Annotated in this window: 13 protein-coding genes; 6 read left to right on the top strand and 7 right to left on the bottom strand. The window is 41.7% G+C overall.

The genetic code is table 11. The features are described 5' to 3' along the window. Position 1: 1 nt before the first annotated feature. Entirely contained in the window at positions 2–1,426 is a 1,425-nt protein-coding gene (locus tag ACS8FA_RS20820) for a solute carrier family 23 protein (RefSeq protein WP_102092484.1), read from the bottom strand. A 519-nt stretch (positions 1,427–1,945) separates the two neighbouring features. Between ACS8FA_RS20820 and ACS8FA_RS20815 the strand changes: the two genes are divergently transcribed. After that, positions 1,946–3,382: an L-serine ammonia-lyase gene (locus ACS8FA_RS20815; RefSeq protein ID WP_414559037.1), complete on the top strand. Its 1,437-nt coding sequence runs from the start codon at positions 1,946–1,948 to the stop codon at positions 3,380–3,382. A gap of 114 nt (positions 3,383–3,496) precedes the next feature. On the opposite strand, the gene ACS8FA_RS20810 is transcribed toward ACS8FA_RS20815, so the two are convergent. From ACS8FA_RS20810 to xthA, 3 genes are all read right to left on the bottom strand, one after another. Continuing rightward, a complete protein-coding gene (locus ACS8FA_RS20810; RefSeq protein WP_439266618.1) occupies positions 3,497–3,895 on the bottom strand; it encodes a DUF4377 domain-containing protein in 399 nt (132 codons plus the stop codon). A gap of 360 nt (positions 3,896–4,255) precedes the next feature. Further along, positions 4,256–5,479, bottom strand: coding sequence for a bifunctional glutamate N-acetyltransferase/amino-acid acetyltransferase ArgJ (gene argJ / locus ACS8FA_RS20805; RefSeq protein WP_439266620.1), 1,224 nt, complete (start codon positions 5,477–5,479; stop codon positions 4,256–4,258). A 192-nt stretch (positions 5,480–5,671) separates the two neighbouring features. Continuing rightward, a complete protein-coding gene (gene xthA, locus ACS8FA_RS20800; RefSeq protein WP_427620527.1) occupies positions 5,672–6,496 on the bottom strand; it encodes an exodeoxyribonuclease III in 825 nt (274 codons plus the stop codon). Between the two features lie 205 nt (positions 6,497–6,701). Between xthA and ACS8FA_RS20795 the strand changes: the two genes are divergently transcribed. The 5 genes from ACS8FA_RS20795 to ACS8FA_RS20775 all read left to right on the top strand — a co-directional run bounded on the left by ACS8FA_RS20795 (position 6,702) and on the right by ACS8FA_RS20775 (position 13,556). After that, positions 6,702–7,289, top strand: a complete 588-nt coding sequence (locus tag ACS8FA_RS20795; protein ID WP_439266622.1) for a thioesterase family protein — start codon at positions 6,702–6,704, stop codon at positions 7,287–7,289. Positions 7,290–7,296: 7 nt separating this feature from the next. Continuing rightward, positions 7,297–8,133 carry an ABC transporter ATP-binding protein gene (locus ACS8FA_RS20790; RefSeq protein WP_439266624.1) on the top strand — a complete coding sequence of 279 codons (837 nt, stop codon included), beginning with the start codon at positions 7,297–7,299 and terminating at the stop codon, positions 8,131–8,133. A gap of 146 nt (positions 8,134–8,279) precedes the next feature. Then, entirely contained in the window at positions 8,280–9,056 is a 777-nt protein-coding gene (locus ACS8FA_RS20785; protein ID WP_439266626.1) for an ABC transporter permease, read from the top strand. Between the two features lie 461 nt (positions 9,057–9,517). After that, positions 9,518–11,215 carry an AMP-binding protein gene (locus ACS8FA_RS20780; protein WP_439266628.1) on the top strand — a complete coding sequence of 566 codons (1,698 nt, stop codon included), beginning with the start codon at positions 9,518–9,520 and terminating at the stop codon, positions 11,213–11,215. A 640-nt stretch (positions 11,216–11,855) separates the two neighbouring features. Continuing rightward, complete coding sequence (locus tag ACS8FA_RS20775) at positions 11,856–13,556, top strand: AMP-binding protein (protein ID WP_439266630.1); 1,701 nt, start codon at positions 11,856–11,858, stop codon at positions 13,554–13,556. Positions 13,557–13,648: 92 nt separating this feature from the next. On the opposite strand, the gene ACS8FA_RS20770 is transcribed toward ACS8FA_RS20775, so the two are convergent. The 3 genes from ACS8FA_RS20770 to ACS8FA_RS20760 all read right to left on the bottom strand — a co-directional run bounded on the left by ACS8FA_RS20770 (position 13,649) and on the right by ACS8FA_RS20760 (position 16,694). Then, the gene (locus ACS8FA_RS20770) at positions 13,649–14,518 is read right to left on the bottom strand and encodes an SDR family oxidoreductase (RefSeq protein WP_439266632.1); all 870 of its coding nucleotides are present in this window, start codon (positions 14,516–14,518) and stop codon (positions 13,649–13,651) included. 118 nt (positions 14,519–14,636) lie between these two features. After that, the gene (locus ACS8FA_RS20765) at positions 14,637–15,401 is read right to left on the bottom strand and encodes a histidine phosphatase family protein (RefSeq protein WP_439266634.1); all 765 of its coding nucleotides are present in this window, start codon (positions 15,399–15,401) and stop codon (positions 14,637–14,639) included. A gap of 48 nt (positions 15,402–15,449) precedes the next feature. Further along, positions 15,450–16,694, bottom strand: coding sequence for a phosphotransferase family protein (locus ACS8FA_RS20760; RefSeq protein ID WP_439266636.1), 1,245 nt, complete (start codon positions 16,692–16,694; stop codon positions 15,450–15,452). Positions 16,695–16,782 lie beyond the last annotated feature (88 nt).

Genomic DNA, 16,782 nt, shown 5'->3' with positions numbered 1-16,782 from the left:
CTTATTTCGCTTCAGAGCTTTGGTTAAACAAAGCATTCAACACGATAGCGGCTAAAGTAGCAGTACCGATACCGCCTAAATCAAAGCCGCCTAAGTGCAAGCTAAAATTACCAGTACCCATAATGACCGTCACTGCCGCGATGATTAGGTTGCTGTTTTTACTAAAATCAATATGGCTATCGATCCAGATTTTTATCCCAGCAACCGTGATAAGACCAAAGACAACAATAGAAGCACCGCCCAATAGAGCCGCTGGGATGGTCTGAATGATCGCACCAAACTTTGGTGACAGTCCCAATATGATAGCAACCAATCCTGCTACGACAAATATCGTCGTGCTATATACTTTGGTAACCGCCATGACACCGATGTTTTCAGCATAAGTAGTAACACCTGTACCACCAAATCCTGCCGAAAAGGTCGTGGCTAAACCGTCCGCCAAAAATGCTCGACCCATATAAGGGGTCACACGAGCCTTAGTCATGCCCTCTACTGCCTTAAAATGCCCTAGGTTTTCAGCCACCAATATAAAGGCCACAGGTGCAATTAGGATAATAGCGCTCATCTCAAAGCGCGGCGTATGAATGCTTGGGAGTCCAAACCATGAAGCGGCAGCTACTGTACTAAAATCAATCGCTGTACCAAAGCCTAAAATATTGGTCATGACAAAGTAAGCAACGTACGATAGAACCAGACCGACGAGTAGCAACAGACGACGCAACATACCGCGAGTAAATACTGCCACACCACTAATGAGCAATACGGTCAAGGTAGCCATCCAAGCATCAAATTGATTGGCAGACACCCCTTGAATGGTCACTGGCGCCAAGTTAAGACCGATAATCATGACAATCGCACCCGTCACAATAGGCGGCATCAAGCGCTCAATCCAACCTGTACCCGTCTTCATCACTAGCAGACCAATCAATGCATAAATGATACCGCAGGCCATAATACCGCCTAGCGCAACATTTAGATTGTCATTAAACCCTGCGCCTGCATAAGCGGTCACCGCGATGACTGGACCAATAAAAGCAAAGCTTGATCCCAAGTAGCTCGGCATGCGCCCACCGGTAATCATAAAGAACATTACCGTACAGATACCAGACATCAAGATAGCTAAGTTAGGATCAAACCCCATTAATAAAGGTGCAAGCACGGTTGCACCAAACATCGCAAATGTATGCTGTATACCGAGCAATACGCTTTTTGACGGAGGTAGATAGTCGTTGATACCAACTGGATCACGATCCAAGTCACCCTTATAAGGACGCCATGTCGGAAACCAACGGCCATTTTCGAAGTCTGGATTGTGCGGGTAATTGATAGCGGCTGAATCAATGCCTGCAGACTCCAAGGCATTTTGAGTCGATAGATCTTGAGCGCTATTGTCTGACGCTGATGAAGGGTCTTTTTGAGATGGCATGCGCGCTTGTCCTATGTGAGCTAAGCTAAAGTAATAGGCTAGAATAACTGATAAAATAAGTATATTAATAAATGGACATATTTCTAAGGGCTTGTATAAATAGCAGAACGTTAAGTCTTTCTATCTATAATATGTCATCCCAATTCATTCATTTATGTTGTAATATGACAAACCAAAAGTATTATTTGGTATGATAGCCATATCTTGCTAGATGTATGAATACGGATATGTTTGACTGAAAAATTTAGTCTTTTTTAATCCGTCTTATTTTACGATGATAACCAACTTACAGGATGTTACATAGTTGTTGACTGCGAGCATGATAACGGAGTTTCAAAATAAATAAAAGTTATTATTCGATTGCCCTCAGTGCTCATTTACCTTATAACCTTCATAAATAGTGTCTCGCGCCCACCTATCAATGGTGACTAGGAGCGACGGCTGTCTATTATATTTTTCACAAAAGCGCCCAATGCCATAGATAAAATAGGCTAAAGCGCTTAAAATTTTTGGTGACTTATTATGATCAGTGTTTTTGATTTATTTAAAATCGGCATCGGCCCATCCAGTTCGCATACAGTCGGACCGATGGTCGCTGCAAACTTATTTTTGACCTCGCTAACTGAGCAGATGGAACTGACTGCAATTAAGACCATTGAGATTGAACTGTATGGCTCTTTGGCGGCGACTGGAAAAGGCCATGCAACAGATACCGCTATCTTGTTAGGACTGCTTGGACACACGCCTAGCACGATAGACACACGTATGACCAGTAGCTACCTATCTCCTATTTTCTCTGACAAGATTCTTAATGTATCAGGCACGCATACGATTGCTTTTGATACAGAGCAAGACATCTACTGGTATGACGATACTGTGCTGCCTTATCACCCTAATGCATTGACGCTACGCGCTATCTCAACTGAAGGTGTTCGCTATCAGCAGACTTATTATTCAGTTGGTGGCGGTTTTGTCATTAATGAAGAAGATGCAACTAACCCAGACGAAGATCATGCCAGCCCGACCATCGATAGAGTTCCCTACCCGTTCAATAACGCAGCAGAGCTACTAGAGCAATGTCGTGAGCATGACTTGAGCATCAGCGAATTGGTACTGGCAAACGAATGTCACTTCCATGCCAAAGAAGAAGTATTTGCTTACTTAGATAGCATTTGGGAAGTGATGCAAGACTGCGTCAAACAAGGCTGTGAAAATGGTGGCATCTTGCCGGGTGGATTAGATGTAAAACGCCGTGCCCAAGATTTGCATACGCAGCTGTGTGCTGAAAAAGACCAACCTATCACCAAGACTGATAAGTTAGCCGCTATGGACTGGGTCGATTTGTACGCGCTCGCCGTCAATGAAGAAAACGCCAATGGCGGCAAAGTAGTCACAGCTCCAACCAATGGCGCAGCAGGTATCATCCCTGCCGTACTGCACTACTATCGTGATTTTTTGCCCAACTACAGCCAAGATGGCGTTCGTAAATTTTTGCTAAACGCCACTGCTATCGGTAGCCTTATCAAACAAAATGCTTCAATCTCTGGTGCTGAGGTCGGTTGCCAAGGTGAGGTTGGTTCGGCATGTGCAATGGCAGGCTCCGCACTGGCAGAAATCATGAACGGCACGCCAGCAAAATGCCTAAATGCAGCAGAGATTGGTATTGAGCATAATCTAGGTCTTACTTGTGATCCTATTGGCGGACTGGTACAAGTGCCTTGTATCGAGCGTAATGCGATGGGTGCAGTTAAAGCAATCAATGCAGCACGTCTAGCCTGTAGAGGTAATGGTCAGCACTTCGTCTCTTTAGACAAAGCGATAGAAACGATGAAGCAAACAGGTGCCGATATGTCTGATAAATATAAAGAAACAGCACGAGGGGGTCTGGCGGTCTATGCTGATAATAGAATTCCTACGGCAACGCGTGGCGTCAGTGTCAATTACAGTCAATGCTAATTTGATTTCTCAGAACATAATTTACTAATAATAAACACGTAAAAAGGCCTCTAATTCGTTAGAGGCCTTTTTGTCATATATAACTGCTTTATTGTCTATATATTGCTATCAATATTATTCAGCAGTTTTTGATACCACTTCATTTAGAATCCAAACTGGCTGCACTATATTTGAGCCTTCTGCTGTTACTGCTTCTTGGCGTACATCTAGGACATAACGATAGTTCGGCTCATAGGTAAAGCCTTGAATATTACCGTTTAGCGTAGTGTAGTTTTTCTGATAGGTCTGACGATACTGCAAGCACTGTGATTCAACCATGCTGCCATCAGTAGCAGTCAAGTCACACACTGCTTTACGCGGTGCAATTTCTACTTCAAAACTTGGGATGTTTACTACTTTTACATTCATAGGTTGTCCTTCAACAACCATCGTACGCTCATTGTCCATACCCATCGTAGAGCAACCAGAAAGGGCAAAAGTCGTCATCAATGCTGCAAGTGCTAATTTCTTCATTATTCAATCCTCAGATAATTGTTATTGATTCTTTATTGATAGCTTAGTTACTGGCTCATTTATTGATTTAGCTAGTAATTCATTGTTACTTAAATAAACTTATTATTTTGAACACCTGATCTTGCTTTGCTACAAGCTAATAAGGTTGTTTGCTTCTTACTGAAACCAGTATAGGTCGCTAATCGTCTTACCCTCTATGACTGCTTTGTAAAGTAACGTCAGCTTTTGCAACTGATGTTAATGAAGCGTATTGAATAGCAGAGTTATTTGCTACTGAGCAGAAGTTTGACATCAAAAAGCCAGAACAAATATTGTGCTGGCTCTTATACAACTATGCAAATTCTGTTTTATTGAAGATTACTAGCTACGATAATCAGCGTTTATTTTGACGTAATCGTATGATAAATCGCAGGTATACACCGTATCACTAGCATCACCACGTGCAAGGTCGATATGAATGGTAATCTCAGGTCGGCTCATGACTGTTTTGCCCGCCTCCTCTGTATAGTCAGGTGCAACACCGCCATTTTGACAAATCATTACCTCGTCTAGATACACATCAACTTGCTCTGTATCTAAATTTTCGATACCAGCATAGCCCACTGCTGCTAATATGCGTCCCCAGTTAGCATCACTAGCAAAAAATGCCGTTTTTACTAAGGGTGAATGTGCGACTGCATAAGCCACATCGCAGCATTCTTGCGTGGTTTGACCGCCAGTCACTTTGACCGTCATGAATTTAGTAGCGCCTTCTCCATCACGTACAATCAGTTGTGCTAGACGGACAAACACATCAGCTAATGCATCGAATACAGGCTGATAATGTGGATGCTCTGGACTATCAATCACCTCTGAGCTAGCAGCACCTGTTGCGATTAACACACAACAATCATTGGTTGAGGTATCGCCATCGACAGTAATGCGGTTGAAAGACTGCTCATTGATAGCGCTTAGCATCTCTTGCAATAAGTCAGCAGCGATATTAGCATCTGTCGCCACATAGCCCAGCATAGTCGCCATATTTGGGCGTATCATTCCTGAGCCCTTAGACATACCAGTGATATGATAGCTAGTACCTGCTACATCAATTTTTTGGCTGGCCAATTTAGGAATGGTATCTGTTGTGCGAATGCCATTGGCAGCAGCTAGCCAGCTATCAGGCGCTAGGTTAGCTAATGCATTATCCAGACCTGCAATGACCGCATCACTATTTAATGGCTCACCAATCACGCCGGTAGAGAATGGCAATATTGTATTGGTATCTACACCAGCTTTATCAGCCAATGCTGTACAGATATCAATAGCGCGGCGCTTGCCATCAGTGCCCGTACCTGCATTTGCGTTACCCGTATTGGTGACTAAATAGCGCGGACTAACCTTAGCAAAGTGCTCACGCAATACTCGCACTGGCGCGGCGCAAAAGGTATTTTTAGTGGTTACAACCGCAGTAGTGGCCTTATCCGATATTTCGATGACTACTAAATCATCGCGATCTTTATAACGAACGCCTGCCGCTGTGGCACTGAGCTTGATGCCGTCGATAGGATAGATAACGTCAGGTACTGATACATTTCCAACAGCCATAATAAAATCCTTATTTTTCAATTTTTATCGTTATTTACGGAATACTAAGTGATAAATACTAGCGTCAGTTCAAGACAGTTCAGATACAAGAAGAACTAGCTATAATGCTACAACCAGCAGACTGAGCAAGCTAATCATCGTATCTAATTGACATGAGAATTGACTATATATAGGTATCACAGTATATAAGTATTACGGTTTTTTTAGGTCAAATGCTGACCAAATTGGTGCATGGTCTGAAGGTTTTTCCATAGCACGTAGCTCATAACTGATACCAGCATCGATACATTTATCGATTAAGTCTGAGGTACATAGAATATGATCAATACGTAACCCGCGCTTAGGTTCATCATTGAAGCCGCGACTGCGATAATCAAACCAGCTGTATAACTCGGTACTCGTTGGATAATGCAGACGGTAAGTATCTGTCAGCTCACGTGACATCAATGCTGAATACCATTCGCGCTCTTCCGGCAGAAATGAGGTTTTTCTGTTTTTCAACCAGCGTTTGGCATTGACTTCACCAATACCAATATCGATATCTTCTGGTGCGATATTCATATCACCCATGACGATAACCGAACGACCTTCCGCTTTTAGCGTATCAATATAAGCCATCAAATTGGCATAATAAGCGCGCTTCATAGGAAATTTAGTCGGGTGATCTTGGCTCTCTCCTTGCGGAAAGTAACCATTGAGCACATCCACTTCACGACCTTCAAACTCATAACGTGCATGGATAAAGCGCTTTTGGGCTTCTTCATCTTCGCCAGGAAAGCCTTTTTGTACAAATACAGGTGCAGCTTTGGATAAGAGTGCAACGCCGTAATGCCCTTTTTGTCCAAAATACTCGACGTGGTAGCCTAGCCCTTCGATATCGCTAAGCGGAAATTGATCATCATGAACCTTGGTTTCTTGTAGGCCCATGACATCAGGATCGATTACCTCGCGCACCGCCTCGAGCTGATGCTGACGTGCACGGATACCATTGATGTTAAAACTGACAAAACGGGTCATAAACTGTCCTATACTGATTGGTTAGAATATAGCGCTCTATAAATGGGTGAGATATAAACGGCTATGATAACAAATGTAAGCGGTTCTAGCGGTTGCATGGTCTGAAATCTTGAGCTAGAGTAACTCTATTATAAGCACTATCTATTATTGGTCTATCTGAAACACTTTTATTCAACAATACTTATTAAAAATATCGAGCATCACTATGACAACAATTAATCAAAAAAATACGACATCAGCCATGAATGATGACACCAAACCATTATTTGCTAAAGATTATAACGTCTATATTAACCATACTGATGCTGGCGGTATAGTCTATCACGCCAATCATTTGGTGTTTTTTGAAAACTGCCGACGCGACTGGTTTACTGAGCTGGGCTTAAATGGGTATTTTTTGCAGACTGATAGCGGTGAAGTGCAGCATTTTGTCGTGAGTCAGGCAGACTTGCAATACAAAAGAGCCATTCTATTAGATGAAGTAATTAGCGTACGTATTGATAAAGTGGAGCTAAAACCTGCCAGCATCATATTTTACCAAAGTATATATCGCAATCTACCAAATCATAGTACTACCGAAACAGATGATAGCCAGCTACTAAGCAGCACCAAAATCGTTATTGCCTGCGTACAAAACCTCGTCAAACCAGAGCCAATGAGTAATGATGAAATAGGCAGCGATAAACAAGATACTGCAGCGACAACCCCACCAATGCGTCCTATTCGTGTGCCAAAAAAACTGCGCGTTACGATCGAACAAGCTATCGCTGAGCAAGTAAATGGTCAGCAGTAGAACTGCTATGAGCATAGATACGGGTAGAGTGTTGCTTGAATTTGATAACCTATGGGTACATAGCCAACGGACGATAAATGCTCAAAGCATTAAAAATAGCAAAGAAGCCTCGAATAAAATCTCTATGCCGTCTAGTATTTATCAAAAATGGGCAAGCACGCTAACCGCAGACGCTTCACTGGATAAAGAGCCATCAACTCCTGATCGAACGCTAATAAGCGGTGCGAGCGGTATGCTATTGTCAGGGCAAGTCACTGTTTTGACAGGAGCGTCTGGTAGCGGTAAATCAGTACTATTGCGAGTATTGGCAGGATTATTACCAATGAGCAGCGGTACTGTTCGTTTGCACGATGACACGTCGAGTAATGTTTATCACGATATGCATGAGACTGCGCCTATACGGTGGCGCCAGCAGGTCGCCCTACTTGCTCAGCATCCACAACTGTTAGACGGTAGTGTCCTTGAAAACTTACAAATGCCTTATCAATTATATGCTCACCAATCGCAGACTTTTGACATAGACTGGCATGTTGCTCAGCTTGAACACTTAGATAGAAGTGCAGATTTTTTGCAACAGGACGCCAAGCACTTATCTGGTGGCGAGCGCCAACTGGTCAATACATTGCGTCTATTACAACTTAGTCCAAAAGTTCTATTGCTAGACGAGCCAACTGCTGCTTTGGACATTGACACTTCAACACAGCTAGTCAACTTACTCATCAGCTGGTTGCGCGCAGATGCACAGCGCACACTCCTATGGGTGACTCACGACACAAAAGATATTATGCCTTTGGCAAATAGACATTGGCACATGCAAGCCGGTGTGCTCACTGCGGACTCTTGAAGAGCTTTTATCAGAAACATTTAATCAAATGAGTAAGTCTTCGTATAGTTGCTCAGACAATTTAGCACGTTAATAACCTTAACCCTCACCTTGTATTATTACTATAATTACTTTCTAAATAAGCTCATATGAGTGGTACGAATGATATGCAAATATTTCTCACTTATAGTGATATTGCTCTTGCCAGTAGTTTAATTATTATCGTGTTACTCATCTCTTGGCGGTTACGTTTAAAGCTAAGCAAGACCCTTTTAATAGCGGCACTTCGTACGATTATACAGCTTAGCTTTATTGGGCTGATACTGGCGTGGATTTTTGCACGTGAACAATGGTATGAAGTACTACTTATCTTAACGGTCATGACTTTAATTGCAGGAAGTGCGGCCAAAAATCGCGTTAAACGCAGTTATAGAGGATTATTGACAGATACGTTATTGGCAGTCGGTATCTCAGCAATACTAGTAACAGCGATTGCGATTATAGCGATTTTGAATGTTGAGCCTTGGTATACACCGCAATTCATTATTCCTATATTGGGTCTGATATTAGGTAACTCTCTGACTGCCATTTCGTTGACGAGCAATCAATTGATTGAATCCTTTCATGAGCAATCAGGGCGCGTAGAAATGATGCTCAGTCTATCTGCTAAGCCATTCGAAGCCGTCCATGAGCAGATAAAAGCAGCTATCACCAATGGCATGACTCCAACTTTAAACTCTATGCTAGTCGTCGGTATTGTTAGCTTACCAGGCATGATGACGGGTCAAATCCTAGCGGGCGCCGATCCCACTCAAGCCGTACGCTACCAAATAGTCACTATGTTCCTGATATGTGTCAGCAGCACGCTTGGCTGCACTATCAGTGCATTACTCATCTATCGACGTTTCTTTAATAAAAAAGATCAATTTATTTTACCGCAATAATTTTGGCATCTACATTCGTTTGTATTTTATCAACTCACCAATATTAGTTATTTAATCCTTCATTTATGAGATAAAAGAGCCTATATATTCTTATAAGTTAATATATGTACTGCTCAGTATCGCTTACTGTTATTGTTTTAGACTAAATTCATGCTAATGTATTGCTCAAATGTATCGTTTTTTTGATACTTTATTGGTAAGCAGCAGATAAATAGTTTTAGAACGAGCATTGTTTTTTTTACTAAACATTTTATTTGTTTGTTCTATTTAATGCTTTATCTAAATACTCATTAAATAGAATGCTGTTATAGCAGCAAAAAGACTAGCTATTAATCAATAGACAGGGATGCTATTGAATATGGTATATACCACCTAAATAAGTGGTGGTTTGTACTATTGATAGATTGACAAATACCTTCTTAAAATACTTTAGCCTATATCAAATCGCAAGGATGCTAACTATGATATCGAACAAACCTTGGCTTTCTCAATATCCAGCCGGTGTGCCAAAAACCATTAATCCCGATAGATATAGCAGCATCATGGAGCTGTACGAAGAATGCTTCGATCGCTTCCGTGGACATCCAATGAGCATTTGTATGGGAGTGACTCATACTTATGGTGATATTGATAATGCTTCAATGGCAGTCGCTGCTTGGCTACAGAATCAAGGCTTGCCAAAAGGTAGTGTCGTCGCTCTCATGATGCCAAACGTTCCACAGTATCTGCCCACCATGATTGGAATACTACGTGCAGGCTACGTTTGTACCCCTGTTAACCCACTATATACTGGCCGAGAATTACGCCATCAGCTTAACGACTCAGGTGCCCAGGCAATCTTTGTGGTTGATAACTTTGCCCAAGCGCTTGAGCAAGTTATTGAAGAAACGGCTATCAAACGTGTAATCCTATCGAAGATGGGCGATATGATGGGTTTGAAAGGTATTTTGGTCAATACAATTATTCGTCAGGTCAAACGCTTAGTACCCAAATACAACCTTAACGATCCTAAGTACCATGTCACTAAGTTTCCTGAAGTATTGAAAAAAGGTAAAAACCTACCTTTTCAGCAACCAAAAATGTCTTTGGATCAAAAAGCATTTTTACAATATACAGGCGGTACCACAGGCCTTTCGAAAGGCGCTATTTTGTCACAGCGTAATATCGTAGCAGCAGCGATGCAATCAGAAGCATGGACTCGCCCTATCACATCAGAAATTAACGAAGTGTATATCAATATGGTAATGGCGCTGCCGCTCTATCATATTTTTGCATTCATGCTTAGCCTACTTGGTATGCGCTCAGGCTATACCTTTATACTAATCCCTAATCCACGTGATATTCCTGGATTTGTTAAAACCTTATCAAAACAACCATTCCATATTTTCCCTGCAGTAAATACCCTCTTTAAGGGGCTGCTCGATAATCCTAATTTTAAAGATTTGGACTTTAGCTCTTTACGTATCTCACAAGCTGGTGGTATGGCGGCTACTGAGCAAACTGCGAATCGCTGGTTAGAAGTAACTGGCTGCGCGATGATCGAAGGTTGGGGTATGACAGAAGGCGTTGCAGTCGGCACCGCCAACGTTATTACCAATCGTGAGTTTAACGGTACTATCGGTGTGCCAGCACCTGGCGTAGATGTTATTATTATCGATGAAGACGGCAGGCATGTAGATCTAAACGAAGGGGGCGAGCTATGTATTAAAGGCCCTAACGTAACCTCTGGATATCTGAATAGAGACAGTAGTGCTGATTTTACTAGTGATGGTTATTTCCGCACTGGTGATATCGTCAGCATGGATGACAAGGGTTATATTAAACTGCTAGATCGCAAAAAAGACATGATCTTGGTTTCAGGCTTCAATGTATTTCCAAACGAAATTGAGTCCGTGATGCTTGATTGTGATGGTATTCTTGACTGCGCGGTAATTGGCATTCCTGATAGTCATCAAGGTGAAGCGGTCAAAATATACGTAGTACCTGAAGACAATAATGTTACCAAAGAAGTGATTACAGATTTTGCGTTAGACAATCTAACGGGTTATAAGTGTCCACGTCACATTGAGTTTGTGAGCGACTTACCAAAGAGTAATGTCGGTAAAGTACTGCGTCAAAAATTGCGTGAAAAACACAATGCAGACTACCCTCAAGTATAAATAGAGACAATTTTTAAAAAATTCTAAAAACATGAATTTATTTTTACTAAAGGCATCTTACAGTAATTGTAAGATGCCTTTTTGTATATTTATTTTCTGTCATTCAACTATAAAATTTCTCTATTATAATTACTACAAATCTACTTTCATATTCAGTTATATGACATCTTTTGAATAAATTTCATGTTAATTACTTGATAAGAAAGTAAATTATTTGTCTAGGTATTTTCTGATTATTCAACATATATTATTTCATTTATCAAATTTAACTGTAAACTATCAAGTTCTTGTATAAGCATAACAGGCAAGGTTGTAGTTATGTTAATGTATTGCCAAAATGTGTCACTATACTTTCTGTTATTTTAATCTTATATAATTATGACTCATATCGATTGATTAGCAGTATTACTAGTAGCTATTTTCATTATCAAAACATTAATTAGTTTTTTAACCTGATGAGATATTTATGCTCTGTGGTTAAATCAAACTTTATAAGGGCCTCGTATTTTAGCAGTATGTGAATATATAGGATAACACTCGACAATTTCTTGCTAACGGAACAGCAATATAAATTGTTGACATGGATGTGACTACTTTTTTATAGAGCCTTAATTTATTTTAATATTTAAGGACGCTAATCATGACTGTAGATAAACCTTGGCTTTCTCAATACCCGGAAAACGTACCTAAGACGATTAATCCGGATCAGTATGAAAGCCTCATAGAGTTATATGAAGAGTGTTTTAACCGCTTTCGTATGCATCCGATGACTATCTGTATGGGTGTGACGCATACTTATGGTGATGTTGATAACGCTTCACTGGCAGTAGCAGCATGGTTACAGGCTCAAGGTTTACCTAAAGGCAGCGTAGTGGCTCTTATGATGCCAAACGTTCCCCAATATCTACCAACTATGATTGGTATTCTACGTGCAGGTTATGTTTGCACTCCAGTAAACCCACTATATACGGGTCGCGAGTTGCGTCACCAATTGAATGACTCAGGTGCTCAGGTTATCTTTGTCGTTGACAACTTTGCTCAAGCCTTAGAGCAAGTCATTGAAGAGACCAATATCAAACGTATCGTGCTGTCAAAAATGGGCGATATGATGGGTCTAAAAGGTATTTTGGTCAATACGGTCATCCGTCAGGTCAAACGCTTGGTTCCAAAGTACAACCTAAACGATCCTAAGTATGACGTTACTAAGTTCCCTGAAGTTCTAAAGAAAGGTAAGAATCTACCGATTCAAGCACCAAAAACCACCCTACAACAGAAAGCTATTTTGCAGTATACAGGTGGTACGACTGGACTATCTAAAGGTGCTGTCCTAACACAACGTAATGTCGTCGCTGCTGCTATGCAATCAGAGGCATGGTATCGTCCTGTGACCTCAGGTATCAATGAAGTATATATCAATATGGTTATGGCCTTACCGCTATATCATATTTTTGCCTTCATGCTGAGTCTACTTGGTATGCGTTCAGGTTATACCTTTATCCTAGTACCTAATCCGCGCGATATGCCAGGTTTTGTCAAAACCTTATCAAAACAACCGTTCCACATCTTCCCTGCTGTGAACACTCTATTTAAAGGTTTACTTGACCAGCCAAACTTTAAAGACTTGGACTTTAGCTCGCTACGTATTACGCAAGCAGGTGGTATGGCGGCAACCGAGCAAACCGCAGCACGTTGGTTAGAAGTAACTGGCTGCCCCATGGTTGAAGGTTGGGGTATGACTGAAGGCGTGGCTGGTGGTACTGCCAACGTTATCACTGACCGCAAGTTCAACGGTACTATTGGTATACCTGTACCGAGTGTCGATATTATCGTGGTTGACGAAAACGGTGAGCGTGTTGGCATGCATCAAGCAGGCGAGATGTGTATCAAAGGTCCAAACGTTATGTCAGGATATTTTAATAAAGACAATAGCAATGACTTTACTCGCGATGGCTACTTCCGCACTGGTGATATCGTCAGCATGGATGAGAAAGGCTACTTTACTCTACTAGATCGTAAGAAAGACATGATCTTAGTTTCAGGCTTCAATGTATTTCCGAATGAAATCGAATCCGTTATGCTTGATTGTGATGTTATCGTCGATTGCGCCGTGATTGGCATTCCTGATGAAAATCAAGGTGAGGCGGTTAAAATTTATATCGTACCTGCCGATAACAATGTCACTAAAGAAGTTATCAAAGAATTCGCACTGGAAAATTTGACTGGTTATAAATGTCCACGCCATATTGAGTTTGTCAGCGAACTACCAAAGAGTAATGTTGGTAAAGTACTACGTCAAAAATTGCGTGAACAGCATATGTCAAATAACCCTCAAACGTTGTAATACTTGCCCTGCTATTTCAGAGTAAATAAAAGAAGAAGCCCACTATTATTATAGTGGGCTTCTTCTTTTTTACCTTAGGAAACCCAATTTGATTAACTTAGTTTATTCATTACTTGTAATGGCAAGTGCTTCATCGCATGACTGACCATAGACCAAGGCAGGCTCGGCACACAGGCTTCATCTACACCCGCTTCGATAGCCGCGACAATGGCTTTAGTACCGGTATCTGTATCGACTTCAAATGGCAATGGCTTAGAGCCTTCGTTGATTTCAGTGCGAATATAACCTGGGTAAATTGTAGAAACTTTGATAGGAAGATTGGTCAAAAGCATATCGGCACGAATGCCTTCTGCTAAGTGAGCCAAACCAGCTTTACTTGCACCATAGGTCGTCAGATGCCTAGGCAATCCGCGCATGGCTGACATGCTCGATATCACGACCAAATGCCCACTGTTCTGAGCACGGAAGATATTCATGGCGGCTTCACACTGTGCCAGTGCGGCGACAAAATTGACATCAGCAGTGCGACGATTGGTTTCAAAATGCCCTTTACCAATACGGCGACTATCACCAATGCCAGCATTGACCACTACTCGCTCAATGCTACCAAAATCATCTGCAAAAGTATCAAATACTTGAAAAACCGTATCATAATCACTTACATCTAGTGCTTGGTATTCGACTCGGATATCAGGATACTTGTCTATTATCTCCGATTTTAGATGCTCTAAACGATCAGTGCGACGCGCACATATAGCCAAGTTGTAGCCAAGGCTAGCAAACAATCTGGCCATACCCTCGCCCAGACCTGAACTGGCACCTGTAATAAGCACCGTTTTACCTTTGCCTACTTGCTGCTTACTCAAGCCTTTTAGATAGCTTGCAGGTCGTACCGCGCCTACTATCTGGTTTTTGCTATGGCGCGCACTCTTAGCAACCAATTTTATTAATTTATTTTGCATGTACCGTCCTTTGTATATCGATATTGCACAGAATTAAATTGGTATTTAGTATAAACGTCGATAAGGCTTATACTTTAAGCAGATATGACACTATATTATTCGCAAACCATGTGTAAATTTATCGCCATGTCACAAACGGTTTACCATCAGAAAATAAATGACTGTATTCATTTAAAGACAATAAGCGAGAACTTTGATTCTTTAAAGTAATAGAGGTCACACCCGTATTAACCAAGCTTTTATTCAGCTGATAAGCGGTCTGACTGCCTTGTCGCAATAACTGTGCAGTGATTGCAGCGATGACGCCGCCTGAAGTGAATACGAGTACGGTACTGTCCTGATCTAAGCTCATGCTTGCTACTTTCGTACGTACTTGTTCAAGGGCTTGCTGTGCACGATCATTAAACTGTGGCCAACTTTCAAGATAGTCTTGATCATTGTCACCAGCATGCCAGCGTCGCATCGCTTGATCAAATAGCTCTGCCAGTCGTGTCGCTGGCGATTCTGCTTTGGCGATTTCAGCTGAGATGTCAGATCGATTACCAGATGCCTCTGCTGACTTAACGAACACGTCTTTATGATTAAATTCATCAAATTGCGGCAAAATATAACTATCAGGCTGATCAAAGTTGATTGCGGGCGCAACAGCTGTGCCATTGCTATTATTAACATGTACAGATGATTGGTAACGCTCCCAAAAATGACGTGCTGAGTCTTGCTGTCGAACCAACCTACCAGTAAATATGGCATCAATACGGCGCTGCGTAGCTGCATAGTGCTGACCTAACATTTGTGCCTGAACAGTGCCTAGTTCTGAGAGTTGATCATAGTTTTCTTGTCCAAAAGACGCTTGGCCATGACGTGCTAAAAGTATGGTTGTCATAAATTATTACCTTTTATCATATTTGCTAAAGTACGGTTTGCTGAATACTTACGCTTCAGGAGAGTCAGGTGCTTTTGCAAAATAACCTTTTGGTAAAATACTTTTGACCACTTTTTGAACAGGGCTTGGTAACTGCTCGATAGCAGCAGCATCTACCCCTATGTCTTCTAAATGCGGCTGCACATGCGCATTGAATAAGGCTTCGCCTTCATATTGCGCAATTAGTTTCAAACATTTAGCATGCATGACATGTATAACGAGCCAAGCGTTTTTGAACGCTGGATTGGTGGTTTGCTTATGATAATAACGATAGTAGATTTGCTGAATAATGCCTGAGAGGCGGAACAATCCGAACACTTCATAAAAGGTCCAATTATCTATCTCTAAACCTGACTGTTTTAGATAATATTCAACCACTTCATCACGCGTCATCATGCCTTCTAAATGTGTTGGCTGACGACGGAATTGCTGCATGATGATATTATCATCTTCTTCAATCCAGTAAGCCAACGCACTACCCAAGTCCATCAATGGATCGCCAAGGGTTGCCATCTCCCAGTCGAGCACGCCAATAACTTTGGTCGGCTCATCTGCATCAAGTATGACATTGTCAAAGCGCCAATCATTATGAATGATACAAGTTTTGCTATCAGCAGGCGTGTGCTTAGCAAGCCATTGTCTAACCAGTGCAAAGCTTGGTACGTTTGGCGTCTTTGCTTTAACATAACGTTTATCCCAACCACTGATCTGGCGTTCACAGTAACCTTCACCGCGGCCCAAATTAACCAAATCAGGATGCTCGGTATAGTCTATCTGATGTAACTCTACCAAAGCGTCTAATACATTGGTGCAAAGCAGACGCGTTTGTTCTGGATTTAGATCGATACCTTCTGGCAATTCTGCACGAGGGATAATACCTTCCATCCGCTCCATTACATAAAAATCAGCGCCGATAACAGCTTCATCCGTACATAGCGCAATCATCTCAGGTACATAAGGATAAGCATCTTTTAATGCTTTTTGAACGGTGTACTCACGCACCATGTCATGGGCAGATTTTGCCTTGGTACCTTTTGGTGGACGACGTAATATGAGATCTTGGTTTTTATCTTCACCCTCATACTGTAGTCGATACGTCCAGTTTGATGCGCCGCCTGAGAACTGAGTGACTGTAGGCTCGCCTATCACGTCGACACCTTGACCGCGAAGCCATGCGCTTACTGCTTTGGCATCAAGCTCTTCACCCTCGCGTACGGCACCGCCTTTGTCTAGTACTTTATTATCAGTTGCCATGAGACATTCCTTATCATGTGGTCATTTATTTTTATAACAGATATGCGAACTAGTTCTCAATTCCATTTATCTAATGCTTATTACCATT

The sequence above is a fragment of the Psychrobacter sp. 1Y1 genome, from assembly GCF_051847395.2.
Taxonomy (GTDB): domain Bacteria; phylum Pseudomonadota; class Gammaproteobacteria; order Pseudomonadales; family Moraxellaceae; genus Psychrobacter.
Note: the sequence above shows the minus strand (reverse complement) of the source record. Positions and strands in the feature narration are given on the sequence as shown.

Excerpts from the sequence above, each read along its gene's own strand:
- ACS8FA_RS20765 (WP_439266634.1), bottom strand. The coding sequence starts at position 15,401 with ATGACAACCATACTTTTAGCACGTCATGGCCAAGCGTCTTTTGGACAA.
- ACS8FA_RS20790 (WP_439266624.1), top strand. The coding sequence starts at position 7,297 with ATGAGCATAGATACGGGTAGAGTGTTGCTTGAATTTGATAACCTATGG.
- argJ (WP_439266620.1), bottom strand. The coding sequence starts at position 5,479 with ATGGCTGTTGGAAATGTATCAGTACCTGACGTTATCTATCCTATCGAC.
- ACS8FA_RS20820 (WP_102092484.1), bottom strand. The coding sequence starts at position 1,426 with ATGCCATCTCAAAAAGACCCTTCATCAGCGTCAGACAATAGCGCTCAA.
- xthA (WP_427620527.1), bottom strand. The coding sequence starts at position 6,496 with ATGACCCGTTTTGTCAGTTTTAACATCAATGGTATCCGTGCACGTCAG.
- ACS8FA_RS20795 (WP_439266622.1), top strand. The coding sequence starts at position 6,702 with ATGACAACAATTAATCAAAAAAATACGACATCAGCCATGAATGATGAC.
- ACS8FA_RS20775 (WP_439266630.1), top strand. The coding sequence starts at position 11,856 with ATGACTGTAGATAAACCTTGGCTTTCTCAATACCCGGAAAACGTACCT.
- ACS8FA_RS20785 (WP_439266626.1), top strand. The coding sequence starts at position 8,280 with ATGCAAATATTTCTCACTTATAGTGATATTGCTCTTGCCAGTAGTTTA.
- ACS8FA_RS20810 (WP_439266618.1), bottom strand. The coding sequence starts at position 3,895 with ATGAAGAAATTAGCACTTGCAGCATTGATGACGACTTTTGCCCTTTCT.
- ACS8FA_RS20770 (WP_439266632.1), bottom strand. The coding sequence starts at position 14,518 with ATGCAAAATAAATTAATAAAATTGGTTGCTAAGAGTGCGCGCCATAGC.
- ACS8FA_RS20760 (WP_439266636.1), bottom strand. The coding sequence starts at position 16,694 with ATGGCAACTGATAATAAAGTACTAGACAAAGGCGGTGCCGTACGCGAG.
- ACS8FA_RS20780 (WP_439266628.1), top strand. The coding sequence starts at position 9,518 with ATGATATCGAACAAACCTTGGCTTTCTCAATATCCAGCCGGTGTGCCA.